General features: G+C 65.3%; 21 protein-coding genes. 13 read left to right on the forward strand and 8 right to left on the reverse strand.

Annotation, left to right across the window (positions count from 1 at the left end; all coding sequences use genetic code 11):
* Positions 1-96 precede the first annotated feature (96 nt).
* Both HY921_09965 and HY921_09970 read left to right on the forward strand, forming a co-directional pair.
* Positions 97-924 carry a PorV/PorQ family protein gene (locus HY921_09965; protein MBI5631194.1) on the forward strand — a complete coding sequence of 276 codons (828 nt, stop codon included), beginning with the start codon at positions 97-99 and terminating at the stop codon, positions 922-924.
* Positions 924-2,423, forward strand: a complete 1,500-nt coding sequence (locus HY921_09970) for a tetratricopeptide repeat protein (protein MBI5631195.1) — start codon at positions 924-926, stop codon at positions 2,421-2,423. The genes HY921_09965 and HY921_09970 overlap by 1 nt, the downstream gene beginning before the upstream one ends.
* On the opposite strand, the gene HY921_09975 is transcribed toward HY921_09970, so the two are convergent.
* Genes HY921_09975 through HY921_09985 form a run of 3 tightly spaced genes read right to left on the reverse strand, consistent with a single transcriptional unit; the run spans position 2,352 to position 5,058 of the window.
* Complete coding sequence (locus HY921_09975) at positions 2,352-3,482, reverse strand: thiolase family protein (protein MBI5631196.1); 1,131 nt, start codon at positions 3,480-3,482, stop codon at positions 2,352-2,354. The genes HY921_09970 and HY921_09975 overlap by 72 nt on opposite strands.
* Positions 3,479-4,282, reverse strand: coding sequence for an inositol monophosphatase (locus tag HY921_09980; protein MBI5631197.1), 804 nt, complete (start codon positions 4,280-4,282; stop codon positions 3,479-3,481). The genes HY921_09975 and HY921_09980 overlap by 4 nt, the downstream gene beginning before the upstream one ends.
* Positions 4,279-5,058: a uroporphyrinogen-III synthase gene (locus HY921_09985; protein MBI5631198.1), complete on the reverse strand. Its 780-nt coding sequence runs from the start codon at positions 5,056-5,058 to the stop codon at positions 4,279-4,281. Before HY921_09985 ends, HY921_09980 begins: the two co-directional genes overlap by 4 nt.
* A 70-nt stretch (positions 5,059-5,128) precedes the next feature.
* Between HY921_09985 and HY921_09990 the strand changes: the two genes are divergently transcribed.
* The 11 genes from HY921_09990 (at position 5,129) to HY921_10040 (ending at position 11,563) form a co-directional block, all read left to right on the forward strand.
* Positions 5,129-5,662 (forward strand): PTS sugar transporter subunit IIA, encoded by a 534-nt coding sequence (locus HY921_09990; GenBank protein ID MBI5631199.1) that lies wholly within the window; start codon positions 5,129-5,131, stop codon positions 5,660-5,662.
* A gap of 19 nt (positions 5,663-5,681) precedes the next feature.
* Positions 5,682-6,194, forward strand: coding sequence for a peptide deformylase (gene def / locus HY921_09995; protein MBI5631200.1), 513 nt, complete (start codon positions 5,682-5,684; stop codon positions 6,192-6,194).
* A gap of 25 nt (positions 6,195-6,219) precedes the next feature.
* Positions 6,220-7,170, forward strand: coding sequence for a methionyl-tRNA formyltransferase (locus HY921_10000; GenBank protein MBI5631201.1), 951 nt, complete (start codon positions 6,220-6,222; stop codon positions 7,168-7,170).
* Positions 7,171-8,115, forward strand: a complete 945-nt coding sequence (locus tag HY921_10005; GenBank protein ID MBI5631202.1) for a PASTA domain-containing protein — start codon at positions 7,171-7,173, stop codon at positions 8,113-8,115.
* A 2-nt stretch (positions 8,116-8,117) separates the two neighbouring features.
* Entirely contained in the window at positions 8,118-8,810 is a 693-nt protein-coding gene (gene rpe / locus HY921_10010) for a ribulose-phosphate 3-epimerase (protein ID MBI5631203.1), read from the forward strand.
* Positions 8,801-9,058: a 30S ribosomal protein S16 gene (gene rpsP, locus HY921_10015; protein MBI5631204.1), complete on the forward strand. Its 258-nt coding sequence runs from the start codon at positions 8,801-8,803 to the stop codon at positions 9,056-9,058. Before rpe ends, rpsP begins: the two co-directional genes overlap by 10 nt.
* 16 nt (positions 9,059-9,074) lie before the next feature.
* On the forward strand, positions 9,075-9,302 hold the full coding sequence (locus HY921_10020) for a KH domain-containing protein (GenBank protein MBI5631205.1): 228 nt from the start codon (positions 9,075-9,077) through the stop codon (positions 9,300-9,302).
* Positions 9,303-9,327: 25 nt separating this feature from the next.
* Positions 9,328-10,020 carry a tRNA (guanosine(37)-N1)-methyltransferase TrmD gene (trmD, locus tag HY921_10025; protein MBI5631206.1) on the forward strand — a complete coding sequence of 231 codons (693 nt, stop codon included), beginning with the start codon at positions 9,328-9,330 and terminating at the stop codon, positions 10,018-10,020.
* Positions 10,021-10,031: 11 nt separating this feature from the next.
* The gene (gene rplS / locus HY921_10030; GenBank protein MBI5631207.1) at positions 10,032-10,568 is read left to right on the forward strand and encodes a 50S ribosomal protein L19; all 537 of its coding nucleotides are present in this window, start codon (positions 10,032-10,034) and stop codon (positions 10,566-10,568) included.
* 66 nt (positions 10,569-10,634) lie between these two features.
* On the forward strand, positions 10,635-11,213 hold the full coding sequence (locus tag HY921_10035) for a ribonuclease HII (protein MBI5631208.1): 579 nt from the start codon (positions 10,635-10,637) through the stop codon (positions 11,211-11,213).
* Positions 11,210-11,563 (forward strand): YraN family protein, encoded by a 354-nt coding sequence (locus HY921_10040; GenBank protein ID MBI5631209.1) that lies wholly within the window; start codon positions 11,210-11,212, stop codon positions 11,561-11,563. The genes HY921_10035 and HY921_10040 overlap by 4 nt, the downstream gene beginning before the upstream one ends.
* Here HY921_10040 and HY921_10045 read toward each other — a convergent pair.
* Genes HY921_10045 through HY921_10065 form a run of 5 tightly spaced genes read right to left on the reverse strand, consistent with a single transcriptional unit; the run spans position 11,557 to position 14,803 of the window.
* Positions 11,557-12,387, reverse strand: a complete 831-nt coding sequence (locus HY921_10045) for a hypothetical protein (GenBank protein ID MBI5631210.1) — start codon at positions 12,385-12,387, stop codon at positions 11,557-11,559. The two genes, HY921_10040 and HY921_10045, sit on opposite strands and share 7 nt — an antisense overlap.
* On the reverse strand, positions 12,384-12,809 hold the full coding sequence (locus HY921_10050) for a biopolymer transporter ExbD (GenBank protein MBI5631211.1): 426 nt from the start codon (positions 12,807-12,809) through the stop codon (positions 12,384-12,386). Before HY921_10050 ends, HY921_10045 begins: the two co-directional genes overlap by 4 nt.
* A complete protein-coding gene (locus HY921_10055) occupies positions 12,766-13,260 on the reverse strand; it encodes a biopolymer transporter ExbD (protein ID MBI5631212.1) in 495 nt (164 codons plus the stop codon). The genes HY921_10050 and HY921_10055 overlap by 44 nt, the downstream gene beginning before the upstream one ends.
* A complete protein-coding gene (locus HY921_10060; protein ID MBI5631213.1) occupies positions 13,257-13,892 on the reverse strand; it encodes a MotA/TolQ/ExbB proton channel family protein in 636 nt (211 codons plus the stop codon). Before HY921_10060 ends, HY921_10055 begins: the two co-directional genes overlap by 4 nt.
* Complete coding sequence (locus tag HY921_10065; GenBank protein ID MBI5631214.1) at positions 13,889-14,803, reverse strand: exo-alpha-sialidase; 915 nt, start codon at positions 14,801-14,803, stop codon at positions 13,889-13,891. Before HY921_10065 ends, HY921_10060 begins: the two co-directional genes overlap by 4 nt.
* Between the last annotated feature and the right edge of the window lie 16 nt (positions 14,804-14,819).

The following is a 14,819-nucleotide window of genomic DNA, read 5'->3' on the forward strand; positions in this document are numbered from 1 at the left end:
GTTCAGTCGGCCCGGGCCGGCTCTTTCTTGCCGGCGGTTCCTTTTTCCAAGCAATCCGCCGGAACCACGGCCGCCGCTTTCCTTAAGATTCCCACCATGGCCAGGTCCCTGGCCATGGGAGGCACCCAGGCGGCATGGGCCCAAGGCGCTGAAGCCATTTTCTCCAATCCCGCGGGCTTGGCTTGCCTGGAGGGACGCCGCGGCCCCGCGGAGCTGTCGCTTGCCTACGGGCGCCTCCTCGAGAGCGTTTACTCCGGGGCCGCCAGCTACGCCCGGCCCCTCGGCGCCGAGTCCGCCGTCGGGTTCGGCGTCCTCTATTTTACCCAGGCCCCGCAGACCGCCTACAGCACGACTGGGGATTCCACCGGAGAGTTCACGCCCTACGATCTGGCGGCCGCGCTGGGCTATGGGCGCAGGTCCGGCAGGATCCGGATGGGGGCGAGCCTCAAGCTCATCCGTTCCTCCCTGGCCGATGTTTCCGGGGCCACCGCCGCGGCGGACGTTTCGGTTCAGGTTCTCCATGCCGCGCGGGTAGGAGACACTCCGGTGGACATCGGGGCGGGTCTATCCAATCTGGGACCGGGTCTGCGCTTGGGCGAGAACACCGCGCCCTTGCCCCTGCACCTGCGCGCCGGCATGCTCTGGCACGCCTCAGAAGCCGCGGGCGCGGCCCTGGACCTCAACTTGCCGGTGGACCACGATCCCTACGTCAGCCTGGGGTTTGAGCGCGAATTTAAGCGCGATTCCCTGCGGGCGGCCCTGCGCCTAGGCTACAACCAGGCCTATGCCCGGGACGTGGAGGGGCTGGCCGGGGTCACCGCCGGGGCGGGCGTGGACACCGGGGGATTCAGGCTCGACTACGCATGGGTTCCCTTCGGAGAGCTCGGCATGACGAACCGATTTTCCCTCCTTGTTCGGTTCTGATGGGGCTAGCGGGGATCGTTCTTGCCCTGTTCGGGTTGTGCCTGGCTCTGTTCCATCCGGTCCTGGGCTTCGGCTTCGTCAATTTCGACGATGGGCTCTATGTCGCCCAGAATCCTTTCACCGCGTCCGGGCTCACGTTTTCCGGGCTACGTTGGGCGTTCACCCGCTTCCACGGCGGCAATTGGTACCCCCTGACTCTTCTCTCCCACATGTGGGACGTCCAGATCTACGGGCTCAATCCCGCCGGGCATCACTTGAGCAATATCCTCCTCCATGCCGCCAATGTCCTCATCCTCTTCGCGGTCTTGCGCCGCTTGAGCGGCGATTGCTGGCGAGCCGCCTTGGCGGCCGCGATCTTTGCCGTCCATCCCCTGCAGGTCGAGACCGTGGCCTGGGTTTCCCAAAGAAAGACTTTGCTCAGCTTCTTCTTCTGCCTGAATGGAGTGTGGGCATACTCCCGGTGGGCGCAAACCCGGACCAAGGGGTTTTTCGCGGCCCTGCTCGCGGTCTTCGCCGCGGCCCTCATGTCCAAGGCCACTGCCGTGACCTTGCCCGTATTCCTTCTGATCTTGGATTTTTGGCCCTTGCGCCGTCCCGAACCGTTGAGTCGCCTCATTCTGGAAAAAACCTGGCTCTGGCTTATGTCCTTGGCGGCCGGGTTTGCGGCCTTGGCGGGAGCCGCGGGCGTTTCATGGCAAGCTTTGCCCCCGGCGGCCCGTCTCGGCCACGCGGCGCTCTCGTACGCGGCGTATTTTCGGGAATTTTTCTGGCCCGCGGGGCTCTGCGTCTACTACCCGTATCCCGCCTCTCTGGACCTGAGCCGTGCCTTGGCCGCGGCCCTGGCGGGCCTGGCTCTCGGTTCCGGAGCCTGGCGGAGCCGCGAGCGCCGGCCCTGGCTCTGGGCCGGCTGGCTGTGGTTTCTTGCGGCCTTGCTGCCGATGATCGGTCTTTCCCAGGTGGGAGGCCAAGCCAGGGCCGACCATTACATGTACCCGGCCTTGCCCGGCTTGGCCGCGGCTCTGGCCTTTTCGCTGCCCCTCTCGAGGCTCGCCCTGATCCCGGCCGCGGCCATGGTGATCGGGTGTTCGGCCGCTTCCTCGGCGCAGCTCCGGCATTGGAGAGACAGCGTCTCTTTGTTCGAGCGGGCGCTCTCGGTGGACGAAGGTGATTTCCTGGCGCACAACAACTTGGGATTTGCCCTGCTGCAAGGCGGCAAGACCAGGCAAGCTCGAATTCATTTCGAGCGCGCCCTCGAGCTCTTGCCGACCTACGCGGACGCCCGCACCAACCTGGGCATCTGCCTGGCTCTAGAGGGCGACGCGGCCCGGGCTCGCCGTGAGTTCGAGGCCGTCCTGCGCGCCGAGCCGCGTTCCCCGGGGGCCCGCCTCAACCTCGAGATGCTGGGAAAGCTCGAGAAGCTAGGCAAGTCACAAGGCCTCGACCGCCACCGCCACCCCGAGGCCCCCTCCGACGCAGATCGAGGCTACGCCTCTCCGTAAGCGGCGGCGCTTGAGTTCCTTGAGCAACGTCAGTACGAGCCGCAGGCCCGTCCCGGCGAAAGGATGCCCCAGGGCCAAGGCCCCGCCGTTCACGTTGACTTTTTCCTCTGGAATTCCCAGCTCGCGGATGTCTATGAGGGTTTGGGCCGCGAAGGTCTCGTTGATCTCGTAGAGGTCTATTTTCTCGGGCGAGAGCTTGAGCTCGCTCAAGAGGCGGCGCACGGCGGGCACCGAGGCCTCTGCCATTCTCTCTGGAGGCACCCCTGTCACCTCTCCTCCCAGATAGCGGCCCAGGGGAGGCTCTTGGAAGCCCTCGGCCTCTTTCTCTCCGGCCAGAAGCAGGGCCGAGCCGCCGTCCACGATGGCGTGGGTGTTGGCGCGCGTGATCGAACCGTTCTCGAAGAGGGGTTCGGCCCGGGCGAAAAAGTCCGGCCGCGGGTCGGCCAGGACGGAGTCGTCCTCTCGCACGCCTTCGATAGGGACGATTTCCTCCTTGAAGATCCCCCGCCCCTGGGCCGCGCGAGCGCGGGCATGGCTGATGAGAGCCCAGCGGTCCTGCTCTGCCCGCGAGATGCCGAGCTCTTGGGCCAAGGCATGGGCGGTCTCTGCGATGTGCCTGCCGCAGGAAATGTCCTTGAAGGACGGCACGAAAATGTCGCGCCGCAGAAGGCTTGGGCAGTCCGCTCCCGCTGCCGCGACCACGCCCGCGCGCCCCAGCTCGATCTCCGATGCCGCCGTGATGAGGGCTTGCAGTCCGGTGCCGCAGGCCAGCCCCACCGAGAGGCAGGGCGTTTGAGGCGGAATGTGGGCTCGGTGCGCGAGATAGCGCGCCCCGTAGCAGGCGTGCGGCCCCGCCTGGTACATGTTGCCGAAGACGACTTTATCGACCTTTTCGGAAATCACCCGGGCATGGGCCAAGGCGGCCTCTAGGGCCTCGGCTCCCAGGTCGAAGGGGTTGAAGCGGCTCAAGGCCCCGCCCTTTTGCCCGGCCCCGCCCAGGCCGTGGGACCAGGCGGCCAAGGGAGTGCGCGCTCCGGAAAGGATGAAAATCCGGCTCATGAGGCCTCCGCGGCGCGCGCGGTGCGGCGCAGAAGGCGCAGCATCTCCTCGTGAACCAGGCCGTTGGTGGCCAAGGTTTGCCGGCCGAAGTTATCGGGCTGGCGCCACTCTTGGCCTGAGAAATCCGTGACGCGGCCCCCGGCTTCGCGCACGAGCAAAAGCCCGGCGCACACGTCCCAGGGGCTCAAGTTGAATTCCCAGAACCCGTCGGCTCGACCGGCCGCGATCCATGCCATGTCCAGCGCCGCCGAGCCGCTGCGGCGCACGTCGTGACAGCGCACCATGAAGGAGCGGTAGAACTCGATGTAGAATTTGGAATGCTTGGCCCGGTCGTAGGGAAATCCGGTGACGAGCAAGGACTCCTTGAGCGATTTGGCGGCGGAGACGCGCAGAGGTTTGCCGTTGAGCGCGGCCCCGACCCCGCGCTCTGCCGTGAAGCATTCCCGCCGGAAAGGATCGTAGACTCCGCCCAGGACGGGCTCTCCGAGCCGGAGCAGCCCGATGGAGACGCAGGCCGCGGGATAGCCGTGCGCGTAATTTGTGGTTCCGTCCAGAGGATCGATGATCCAAAGGAAATCGGAGCCGCTCGAGCGTCGTTTTTTCTCCTCTGCGATGAAGTCATGGCGGGGGACGCGCCTTCGCAGAACCGAAAGGATGGCGCGCTGGCTCTCCAGGTCCGCCTGGGTCACCAGGTTGGCCCGGCCCTTGTAGCGCACGGAGACCTTGCCGAAGCGGCGGCGCAGGACCTCTCCGGATTTTTCCAGGGCTTCTAGAAGGATCTTGCGAAGGCTGGGATTCATGGTCTCTTCTCCAGGTAAAAATCCCGTAAGGCCCTCACCAGGGCGCGGGCGGAGGCTTGCGAGGATTCGACGCCCGCGCGGATTCCTCGGACCGCGAGGGCCGCGGAGGTGGCGGGGCCGATTGACACGGCGACCGCGGCCTTGAAAATCCGCCGGCAAGCCCCGGGCCCCAAGCGCGAGGCGAATTGCTCCACCGCCGAGGGCGAGGCGAAGATCACCGCGTCGACGGCCCGCCGCGAGAGCTCATTTTCCAAGCGTTCGAGGCCTTGAGCATCGGGCAAGGTCCGGTAAGCCTCGACCAGAGAGACCTCGGCTCCCCGCCTCCGAAGCTCTCTCGGGAGGATTTCCCGCCCTCTTTGGGCCCTGGGCAGGAGAATCCTCAAGCCCTTGACTTCTCCCATGGACGCCAGGAGGCCTCCGGCGTGTTGGGCCGAGGCAACCTTGGCTTTTCGCCAGCCATGCCGCGCCAGGCGCGACGCGGTGGCGGGGCCGACGGCCCACAAGAATCTCGGCTGCGGCGGGTTTTTGATTTTGAGCGCTCGGCAGCGCGCGAAAAACCGGTCCACGGCGTTGGCGCTCGTGAAAACCGCGGCGTCGTAGCCAACGAGATCGCGCAAGGCGCGATCCAGCCCGGAGTAGGACGATGGAGGGGCTATACGGATGAGGGATGTCAAGACCACTCTGGCGCCTTCAAGGCGCAGTTCCCGCTCCAGCGCGCGGGCCTGAAGTCTCGGCCTTGTCACGATGACGGTTTTCCCTTTCAAAGACCCCTTCATGGGCTCATTTTACTAAAAGGCCTCCGCGTTTGACAGCCGCCGAGGGCTTATGCGAAAATGACTGGCGACCATGTCGATTTGGTTCGGAAAAAAATCCAGCGCCGCGCCCTCTTCCACGCCCCCTAAGCCCGGGCGCGGCAAGGCGCCGAGCATTTCACAGCTTTTGAGCGAGGAGACGGTGCTGTTTGCCCAACCCGAGCAGGACAAGAATTCCCTGCTGGAATCCATGGTGAATCTTCTCTGCGACAAGAAGGGCTTGCCGGACCGCCAGGCCCTGCTGCACAAGGTCATGGAGCGCGAGCAGGGAATCAGCACGACGTTGGACACGGGCTTGAGCCTCCCCCACGCCCGCGTGGACGGGCTCAAACAGATCGCGGCCGCCATCGCGATCTCGCCTAGGGGAATTGCCGATCCCAAGCAGGCGGATCTGCTCATTCGGGTGATGTTCCTGTTCTTCTCCCCCAACCATCAGGAGGCTTTCCCCATTCATTTGCAGCTCTTGCGCGGGGTTTCCTCCCTTTTCCAGACCGCTTTCATCGCGGAGCTCTCGCGGGCCTCCTCTTCGTCCCAGGTCCTCGAGCTCATTCGCCGCCAGGAAGGATAAGGGCTCGCCGCGTCGCCCCATGCCCATCCTAAGGATTTGCAAGCATGGGGAAACCGTCCTGAAAAAGACCTGCCAGCCGGTGGATTACGAGGCTCTCAAGCCGGAGCTTCCCGCCATCCTCAAGCAAATGTGGGCCACGATGTACGCGGCCAACGGAGTCGGCCTGGCCGCCCCCCAGGTGGGCTTGGATCTGAGGCTTTCCATCATCGATGTCAGGCCCGGAGGCAAGCACCAGCGCTTGGTGCTCATCAATCCGGAGATACTCTCGAGCCGAGGCCAAATTCTAGAGGAGGAGGGCTGCCTCTCCGTGCCCGGGGTGTACGCCAAGCTTCAGCGCGCCTCGGCGGTGCGAGTGCGGGCTCTCGACGCCCGGGGACTCCCCTGCGAAATGGCTGGCGAGGGTCTGTTGGCCAGGGCCTTTCAGCACGAGATAGACCACTTGGACGGCAAGCTCTTCATCGACAGGCTCGACTTCGTCCATAAGCTCAAGGTCATGTCGATTATCAAAGATCTCAAGAAGAACTGGAGCTGATCTTCTTCGCGGCCTCACCGATTTTATGAAGGTTTTGTTCTATGGCACCCCGCAGACGGCGGTGCCCTACCTCGAGCTCCTGGCCCGCAGGGAAACGGTCTTGGCCGCGGTCACCCAGCCCGATAAGCCGGCTGGGCGTTCCTTGAAGACGGCGCCGACGCCGGTCAAGGCCAAGGCCCTTGAGCTGGGCCTGCCAGTTCTTGCCCCCGCCAGCTCCTCCGAGCTGTGGGACCTCGCCAAGGAGCTCAAGCCGGACCTCGGCGTGGCCGTGGCTTACGGCAGGATGCTCAAGCCCCAGGTCCTGGCCCTGCCGCGGCTCGGCACCTTGAACGTGCATTTTTCCCTGCTTCCCAGGCACCGCGGCGCGGCTCCGGTGCAGTGGTCCTTGGTCCGCGGGGAGTCGCGGACGGGCGTGACCTTGTTTTGGCTCGACGAGGGCCTCGACACCGGCCCGATTTTTCTCAAGCGCGAGCTGGAGATCGGCCCGGACGAGGACGCGGCTTCGCTCATGGAGCGTTTGAAAGCCCTGGGGCTCGATGCTCTCGAGGAGGGATTGGCCGAGCTCGCGGCGGGCAGGATCCGCCGCGAGCCACAGTCAGGTCCCGCGAGCCTGGCTCCCCTCATTGACAGGGAGGACGCCCGCATCGTCTGGGGCCTGGAGGCCAGGGAAATCCACAATCTCGTGCGGGGAATGCGCCTTTGGCCTCGGGCCTACCTGGATCTGGAGCGTCCCTCCGGCGGTCTCAGGATTTTGGTCCTGAAGACGGTCCTTTCCCAGGAGCGCGGCTCCCGGGCTCCCGGCACCATTCTTCGCGTTGAACCCGGGAAGGGTTTTTTGATACAATGCAATGGTAGCAGCTGCCTGTGGTTTCTCACAGTTCAGCCTGAGGGAAAAAAGCCGATAAGCGCCGCGGATTTTCTTAACGGCCTCCGCTTGGGGGCGGGTGATTTTTTGCCTATTAAGGCGGGAGCTTGAATGATTCGGGCCTGGGAGGCATGCGTCGCTTTTTTCGTGGCCGCGGCGGCGGCTTATTATTTATTCCAATGGGGGCTGGCAGGAGTGATCCATAGCCGCAAGATTCAGACGGTGCCCGATCTGAAGGGGAAGTCCCTGGCCGCGGCCTTGGACATGGTTTCCCCCCTCAACATGGGCTTGCGTAAGGACGCGGTCGAGTTCGACAGCCGCGTTCCCATCTCCTCCATCGTGCGCCAAGAGCCGCCGCCGGGAACCGTGGTGCGCGAGGGCAAGATCGTCAAGGTCGTGGTGAGCCAAGGCGGCGAGACAGTGCTCACGCCGAGCCTCGTCGGGCTTCCCCTGCGCAATGCCGAGCTTCTCCTAAGGCAGGCCCAGCTCCTTCTGGGCGAGATGAGCGAGGCTTACTCCGTCCGCCAGGAAAAGGGCATAGTGCTTTCCCAGGACCCCAGGCCGGAGGCCAGCGTCGAACGCAACAGCCTGGTCAACGTCGTCGTTTCGGGTGGCCCCGCGCCCGAGGGCGTGCTGCTCATGCCGGATTTCCTGCGCAAGGGCGTGGGCGAGGCCCAGGAGTGGGCCACGGAGAACCAAGTCTCGATTTCCGTCGCCAAGGACATGGGCTCCTTGTTCGCCAACGGCGTCATTCTAAGCCAGAGCCCGGCGCCCGACGCCGTGCTCGGCTCCGGCAGCAAGGTTTCCTTCGTGGTGAGCGGCCGCGAGAAGCAGGGCTCCGAGGGCGTCGCGCCCAGGACCTTCAGCTATGAGCTTCCCAAGGGAGGCTCCCAGAGCCTGGTGCGCATCGTGGTGGTGGACAAATACGGGGAAAGGGAGCTTTTCAACGGCCTGCGCAAGCCGGGAACGCGCATAGACCTGCCCCTCCAGGAAACCGGGGGAGCTCGCCTCAAGATTTTCTTGAACGGGATACTGGCCGAGGAGCGGGATCTTTGACCATGGTCTCCTCGCGCAAGACGGTTCAAATCGTCCCCTCGCTCCTGGCGGCCGACCTCTCGCGGCTGGGGGAGCTGGTGGGGATCGCCCGCGGAGCCGGGGTCGAGTGGGTCTCCGTGGACGTCATGGACGGCCATTTCGTGCCCAATCTCAGCTTCGGGCCAGACCATGTGCGGGCGATCAAGCGCCTCGGGCCCGTCTATGTGGACGCCCACCTCATGGTGGCCAATCCCGAGAAGGCCGCGCCCTGGTTCATTAAGGCCGGGGCCGACATGATCACCTTCCACCTGGAGGCCTGCCCGGACCCGAGGCCCCTGTTGCGGGAGATTCGCGCCCAGGGCGCCAAGGCCGGGCTCGCGGTCAAGCCCGCTACTCCGGCGCAGGCTTTGCTGGAATTTCTGGGCGAGATGGACTTGGCCCTGGTCATGACCGTGGAACCCGGTTTCGGGGGCGCCAAGTTTCTGGACTCCATGCTCTCCAAAGTGGAGCTCTTGCGCCGCGCCATAGACCATAAGGGCCTTGACTGCTGGCTCCAGGTGGACGGCGGGATTAATTTGAGCACGATTTCTGCGGCGGCCCGGGCTGGAGCCGACAGCTTAGTCGCGGGCAGCGCCGTTTTCGCGGCCGCGGATATTCCGGAGGCCCTGCGGGCCTTGCGCAAGGAAGTGGATAGGGAGGAGAAAAAATGGCAGTAGTCATCAGGTTGCAGCGGACGGGAAAGCCCAAGCAGGCTTATTACCGCGTGGTCGCCATCGAGAAAGCCCGCGGCGCGCAGGGCAAACCCTTGGAGGTTCTCGGCTCTTATGACCCCAGGGCCCAGAGCGCGGCCAAGAAGATACAGCTCAAAAAGGAACGCTTCGATCATTGGATCAAGAACGGGGCCCTCCCCTCCGAGACGGTGGCGCACTTGGTCCAAGCGGCTGTCAAGGCCCCGGCGGCGTAGGAGGCGAGGCCACTCCATGAAAGATCTGGTCGACTTTCTGGTCAAGCGGCTGGCCGATCATCCCGACAAGGTCGAGATCCATGAGTTCGAGCACGACGGTGTCGCGACTTTCCAGGTCAAGGTGGCTGAGGAGGACAAGGGGAAGGTCATCGGCAAGCAGGGCAAGGTGATCAAGGCGGTGAGAACCTTGGTTTTCGCCGCGGCCGCCAAGGCTGGAAAAAGGGCGATTGTGGAGGTAAGCTGATGCTCCGAACGGAGCGCCCAGGGTCATGAAAATAGATTTCATCACGCTTTTCAAGCCTATGTTCGCGGAGGTCCTTGCCTCCAGCATCATGGGCCGCGCTCGGGAGAAAGGCTTGGTGAGCTTCGGATTCTCGAACCCGCGGGATTTTTCGCGCGACAAGCATAAGCGCGTGGATGACAGGCCCTACGGCGGCGGGCCGGGCATGCTGCTCAAGGCCGGTCCGGTCGCGGCCGCCATCAAGAGCGTGGCCAAGCATTCGAGCTGGGTGGTCTACCTGTCCCCGCATGGGGCCCCCTTCAGCGCCCGCGCCGCCCAACGCCTGTCCAAGGAGCGCCATTTGATCCTGGTCTGCGGGCATTACGAGGGGGTGGATGCGCGGCTGTCGAGCCTTTTCGACGAGGAGATTTCGATAGGGGACTACGTTTTGACCGGAGGCGAGCTTCCCGCCATGGTCGTGGCGGACGCCGCGGTCCGGCTTATCCCCGGCGTGCTCAAGAGCGAGGAGACGGTCCGATGCGAGTCCTTTTCCCTCCCCGGCCTAGAGCATCCGCAGTACACCAGGCCCCGGAGTTGGAGGGGCAGGAAGGTCCCGGGAGTCCTTCTCTCCGGGGACCATGGGAAAATCTCGGCTTGGAAGGAGCGCGCCTCCAGGCGCCTGACTCTCAAGAAGCGGCCCGATTTGTTGCCGGGAAATCGCATCAGCACAATCAAACAGTGACGGAGGAGAAGATGGCGGCAGAACAGTTGGACAAGAAGAAATCCGTTCCCGAGTTTCGGCCCGGGGACACGGTCAGGGTTCACATCAAGGTCATCGAAGGCGACAGCGAGCGCGTACAGGCTTTCGAGGGCACCGTGATCAGCCGGCGGGGAAGCGGCGCGTCCCAGACTTTCACGGTGCGCAAGGTTTCCTTTGGAGTGGGCGTGGAAAGGACCTTCCCGGTTTCCTCTCCCCATATCGCGCAGATCGAGCTTGTCAAAAGCGGCCGCGTGCGCCGCGCCAGGCTTTATTACCTGCGCGCTTTGACCGGGAAAGCCGCTCGCCTGGCCGAAGAGGACTCGCGCCCCGCTGGCGGCAAGGACTCCGAGAAGTCTTCCGGCTCCTCCTCCGTTCCTCCTCCGGCTTCCGGTTCCGCGCCCCAGAGCCCCAAGGGGGAGGCTTCCGCAAGGCAAGCCCCGTCCCAGTCCGCCCAGCCGGCGGCCGTTTCCAAGACCCGCTCCGCTCCGGTTCAGGGCCTGGCCCAGGCGGTGGCGGCGGCCGCTTATTAAGCGGCCTTGGGCCCAGGGGGGCTGCGCGCTTTCGATGATAGGATTCGCCGCGGGCGCGGCCGGAAACTGCTGATAGGCGTCGATGAGGCCGGCCGAGGCCCCTTGGCCGGCCCGGTGGTCGTGGCGGCCGTCGGGCTTGGCCCTGGCGGCCTCGGGGCCCTGGCCGAGGTGAGGGATTCCAAGATTCTCTCCGCCGAGCGCCGTGAGTCCCTTTTTCCACTCATCCGCGCCCGAGCCGCGGCCATTTCCCTGGCTTGGGCTTTCCCCCGCCGCATCGAGACGGACAATATCCTGGCCGCGACCCTCTCCGCCATGGGCCGGGCCGCGGCGCGCCTTCCAGGGGACGCCCTGGTCCTGGTGGACGGCGACAAGGCGATACCGGGACTTGCCCGGCCCCAAATGGCCATAGTGGGCGGCGACGATCTCTCCTTGGCTATCGCGTGCGCCAGCGTGGTGGCCAAGGTCGTTCGCGACCGCTGGATGAGGCGCTTGGACCGCCGCTATCCCGGCTACGGCCTGGCCCGGCACAAGGGCTACTGCACCCCGGAGCACGTCAAGGCCTTGGAGGCCTTGGGCCCGAGTCCGGCCCACCGCGCCACTTTCGAGCCGGTGAGAGCCCTGCTTGCGGCGCGCCGCGCGCCGTGAGCCGCTCTGCCGGAGCCGAGGCCGAGGCGGCGGCGGCGCGCTACTTGACGGGGCTCGGCTACGAGATACTCGATAGGAATTTCCGCGGCAGGTTCGGAGAGATCGACATCATCGCCCAGGACGGGGAGGCCATCGTCTTCGTCGAGGTCCGGGCCCGCTCGGACTGCCGCTTCGGCGCCCCGGAGGAGACGGTGGGCCCGGCCAAGAGAAGAAAAATAATAAAGACGGCTCTCCTCTATCTGCAATCCCGCGGGATTGCAGACGACACCCTCGCGCGCTTCGACGTGATCGCGATTGAGTCAGGCCGCATCAACCACATCCCCGGGGCTTTCGAGGTGGAGGGTCATTGAGCCTCGCACGTCAATGCCGCTCCCCTCTCGCCGGGTTCTTCCGTTTCGAGGCGCAGGCGCTTGGCATTGACGAGGAGTTTGCTTGCGAGGTAGTGCTGCAGCAGGCGCGCGCGGCCCCGCGCCAGCCGGCCATGAGGCGCTTCGTGGTGGAGGCGAAGAGAGTAGCGGCCGGCCAGCCTCAGGCGGTCCGCCAGGGCCTCGAGATACACGGCGGCGCCGGGGCCAAATTCAGCCTTGCCCGCCGCAAATAGCGCCGAGGTCGCGATTTCAAACCGGCTTCGGCCCAAGGGATCCCTGAGTTCCAGGGATTTGAAGGAGACGGGGCGGCTGGCCAGGATGAAATCCTTTCCGCCCTTTTTACCGTGGAACTTGAAATGGTAGCTTCGACTTACCTTGACGGCGAGGCTCCCTCCCGAGCTGTAGCCGTCCCATTCCAGGGCCTCGGCGAGACTGCCCTGGCCGCTCGTCTCCCACACGGGAGTGCGGCCCTCGAACACCTGGAAGGTCCAGCTATTATGAGGAAGAGTCACGGCTTCGGGCCTCAAGGCCAGGAACGGCGGCCCGGGAAACGGCTCTCGCGAGTCCTGGGGGCTGGCCTCCAGTTCCGGAGCGAATGACTCCGCGGGCGAGCGCAATATCTCGAGGGAGCGGATCACTTCGTCCACGAGGGGTTCGTTGGGCCTTGGTCCCGGCAAGTCTAGCCGCGGCCCGGAGGCTTTTCCCTTGACCTGGATTTCCTCCCTCATCTCGGTCTCTGGCGGTTTTTTTCCGGCCTGGGCCCGGACCGCGGCCCAAGCCAGCGCCGAGAGGAGAAAAAAGGTCATTGCCGAGGCTCGGTGGCCATGGCCATCCGCTTGGCCCCGGCCGCCTTGGCGGCCTTGAGCAGCCTCTGGACGAAGCGGTAGGTCACGCTCCTGTCCACTCGCAGAAGCACCGCGGCCTCTGGGTGTTTTTCGATCTCGGCCCTCAAGGCTTGGTTTAGCCCCGCCCAATCCGTCTCCTCGGCGCGGACCGAGAGCCGTCCCTCCCGGGTGTAGGTCACGGCGATCGAGTCCTCGCTAGAGGCCGCGGAGCGGGTCCCGGGCAGATGGATGGGCCAGTTCGGATAGGAGAGAAGGGGTGCCGTCACGAATAGGATGACAAGCAGAACCAAGGAAATATCGATGACCGGGATGATGTTGACATCGGTCACTGGCTCGGCTTCAGTTTGGCTCTGCCGGAGCTTGAGCAGGGGGTATTGGGCCATTATCAGAGGGATCCTCGGTCTGCACCAAAGCCACGGACTCGGCTCCGCAGGACTTGATTAGCTCAAGGGTGTGCAGGACCTGGCCGTGGGGCACGTCGAGGTGCGGGGTCAAGAACACCTTGCGCTCGGCGCGCCGCGCGAGCTCCGCCTGCAGGAATTGGCGCAGCTCGCCGGGGCCGGCGAATCTCCTGCCCCCCGCCTGGAGGCCTTCCGGGGTCAACGAGACCGACAGGACCGGCTCCGCGTCCTGGGGCGCTGGCGGAGCCGAGGAGAGCTCCGCCGGGGCCCGGGCGGGCCGGCCTGCGGTTTTGACCTGGAGCATGGACTGAGTCATCATCGGAGACAGGAGCAGGAGGATGATCAAGAGCACCAAGGAGACGTCCGCCAAGGGAACGATGTTAACGTCGCTGATCTCGCGCAGGGGCTCGGCATGAGAAAACGGGAGGCTCACGGCCTCTCTCCTCTTTGGCGCGTTCGGGAAAGCAGCCCGGCCAGCTCGAAAACCCACAGGTCCGCGGTGCTCAGGCGCTGGCGCGCGGAAAGGGTGAAGTAATTGTAGAACACAGCGCTCATCACGGCCACGCCGATCCCGGCGGCCGTGGCCACCAAGGCCTCCGAGATTCCTGCCGCGACCACGGCCGGCCCCCCCGCCCCGGCCACCGAGAGGTCGTGGAAGGCGCGCATGATGCCGAGCACGGTGCCCATGAGGCCAATCAAGGGAGAGATGAAGCTGGCCGTGCCGAACAGGCCGACCCGTCGGCTCAAGGCCATCTGCATCCTTTGGCGATGGAGCTGGAAGGCCTCGATGAGCGCCTCGGTGTCGGGCTCGGGCAGGCTCAAGAGTCGCTCGAAGGCCTCGCCCATGGGCTCGCGCGAGAAGCGGCAGACTCCCAAGGCTTCCGCCAGGTCTCCCGCCTCCAGGCAATTCTTGATCCGCTCCCAGAGAGAGTGCGGCATGCGCTGCGCTACCCAAAACACGTAGAGCCGCTCCAAGGCCTGGGCCAGGACTATGATGGAAAGAACGAACAGTATCGGCATGGCCACGCTCGTGCGCAGCATCTGGGCCAGGCTCATTTCTGTCATGGAAGGAAGGGCCTCTTCTTATAGACCAGGGCGTACGTCCCGTCCGCCAGGCGCGCGGGGCCGGGGTCGGCGATGAGCCCTTCCCCGGGGTTGGAGCGCACGGCCACTCCCTCCGCCTGGAAAGCGAGGCCGTCCCGGGAAATCAAGGCGAGAATGCCCCCCGGCCCGTTCACGTAAAGCCGCACCCGGCCGTCGGGAAGGACCAGGGCTCCGGGGATGCCGGGGGCCGGAAAGCGAACCCCGGGGTCTCTGGAGAAGGACAGGCAGTCCTTGGAACTGGCCGAGAGCACTCGCCCCCGGTCGGGCCCGGCATGGACCGGGAAATACATCCGGCAGGCCCCGCTCGGCAGGCGCACGACGTCGGGGTCGGTCAGCCCCTCGTGGCTGAAGCGCAGGCCCGGCTCCTCCTCGAAATTCATCCCGTCCTTGGAAACGGCCGAGCGAACCTCATGCGGTCCCTCGGCCAGGGCCGGATCGCGCGGCCCCTGCCCGGGAGGAGGAGGGCTCGAGGCGAAATAGTATAGCCGGACGCGCCCATCCTCGAGCGCGACCGGGTCGGGATCCACGGCTTTGAGGGCAGAGAGGGCCTTGATGCGCGCTCTTCTTCTCGAGAAGCTCTTGCCCCCGTCCTCGGAAACCGCCAGCCCCAAGCCCTCGGGGGAGCGCGGGTCGGAGAAATCCACGAAGTACACGAGCATCCGCCCGTCCCTCAATACCGCGAGGTCGGGAACCGAGGCCTGGCGCAAAATTCTGCGCCGGCCCTCGAACGTGAGCCCGTCGCGCGAGAATGCGATCCAGGTCTCGTCGTTGAAAGGGCCCTGGGGCATGCCCGGGGGAGGCCCGAATTGGGCCCGGAGCGGCAGGGCTAGGCCCAGGCTCGCGAGCGCGAAGAAAAACCTCGGGGGCTTCATAGCTTGGAAGTATAGA

The organism is Elusimicrobiota bacterium, assembly GCA_016218575.1.
In the GTDB taxonomy this organism is placed as follows: domain Bacteria; phylum Elusimicrobiota; class Elusimicrobia; order UBA1565; family UBA9628; genus JACRDN01.

Coding starts and splice junctions, on each gene's coding strand:
- HY921_09965 (MBI5631194.1), top strand. CDS start 97: ATGGCCAGGTCCCTGGCCATGGGAGGCACCCAGGCGGCATGGGCCCAA.
- HY921_09970 (MBI5631195.1), top strand. CDS start 924: ATGGGGCTAGCGGGGATCGTTCTTGCCCTGTTCGGGTTGTGCCTGGCT.
- HY921_09975 (MBI5631196.1), bottom strand. CDS start 3,482: ATGAGCCGGATTTTCATCCTTTCCGGAGCGCGCACTCCCTTGGCCGCC.
- HY921_09980 (MBI5631197.1), bottom strand. CDS start 4,282: ATGAATCCCAGCCTTCGCAAGATCCTTCTAGAAGCCCTGGAAAAATCC.
- HY921_09985 (MBI5631198.1), bottom strand. CDS start 5,058: ATGAAGGGGTCTTTGAAAGGGAAAACCGTCATCGTGACAAGGCCGAGA.
- HY921_09990 (MBI5631199.1), top strand. CDS start 5,129: ATGTCGATTTGGTTCGGAAAAAAATCCAGCGCCGCGCCCTCTTCCACG.
- def (MBI5631200.1), top strand. CDS start 5,682: ATGCCCATCCTAAGGATTTGCAAGCATGGGGAAACCGTCCTGAAAAAG.
- HY921_10000 (MBI5631201.1), top strand. CDS start 6,220: ATGAAGGTTTTGTTCTATGGCACCCCGCAGACGGCGGTGCCCTACCTC.
- HY921_10005 (MBI5631202.1), top strand. CDS start 7,171: ATGATTCGGGCCTGGGAGGCATGCGTCGCTTTTTTCGTGGCCGCGGCG.
- rpe (MBI5631203.1), top strand. CDS start 8,118: ATGGTCTCCTCGCGCAAGACGGTTCAAATCGTCCCCTCGCTCCTGGCG.
- rpsP (MBI5631204.1), top strand. CDS start 8,801: ATGGCAGTAGTCATCAGGTTGCAGCGGACGGGAAAGCCCAAGCAGGCT.
- HY921_10020 (MBI5631205.1), top strand. CDS start 9,075: ATGAAAGATCTGGTCGACTTTCTGGTCAAGCGGCTGGCCGATCATCCC.
- trmD (MBI5631206.1), top strand. CDS start 9,328: ATGAAAATAGATTTCATCACGCTTTTCAAGCCTATGTTCGCGGAGGTC.
- rplS (MBI5631207.1), top strand. CDS start 10,032: ATGGCGGCAGAACAGTTGGACAAGAAGAAATCCGTTCCCGAGTTTCGG.
- HY921_10045 (MBI5631210.1), bottom strand. CDS start 12,387: ATGACCTTTTTTCTCCTCTCGGCGCTGGCTTGGGCCGCGGTCCGGGCC.
- HY921_10050 (MBI5631211.1), bottom strand. CDS start 12,809: ATGGCCCAATACCCCCTGCTCAAGCTCCGGCAGAGCCAAACTGAAGCC.
- HY921_10060 (MBI5631213.1), bottom strand. CDS start 13,892: ATGACAGAAATGAGCCTGGCCCAGATGCTGCGCACGAGCGTGGCCATG.
- HY921_10065 (MBI5631214.1), bottom strand. CDS start 14,803: ATGAAGCCCCCGAGGTTTTTCTTCGCGCTCGCGAGCCTGGGCCTAGCC.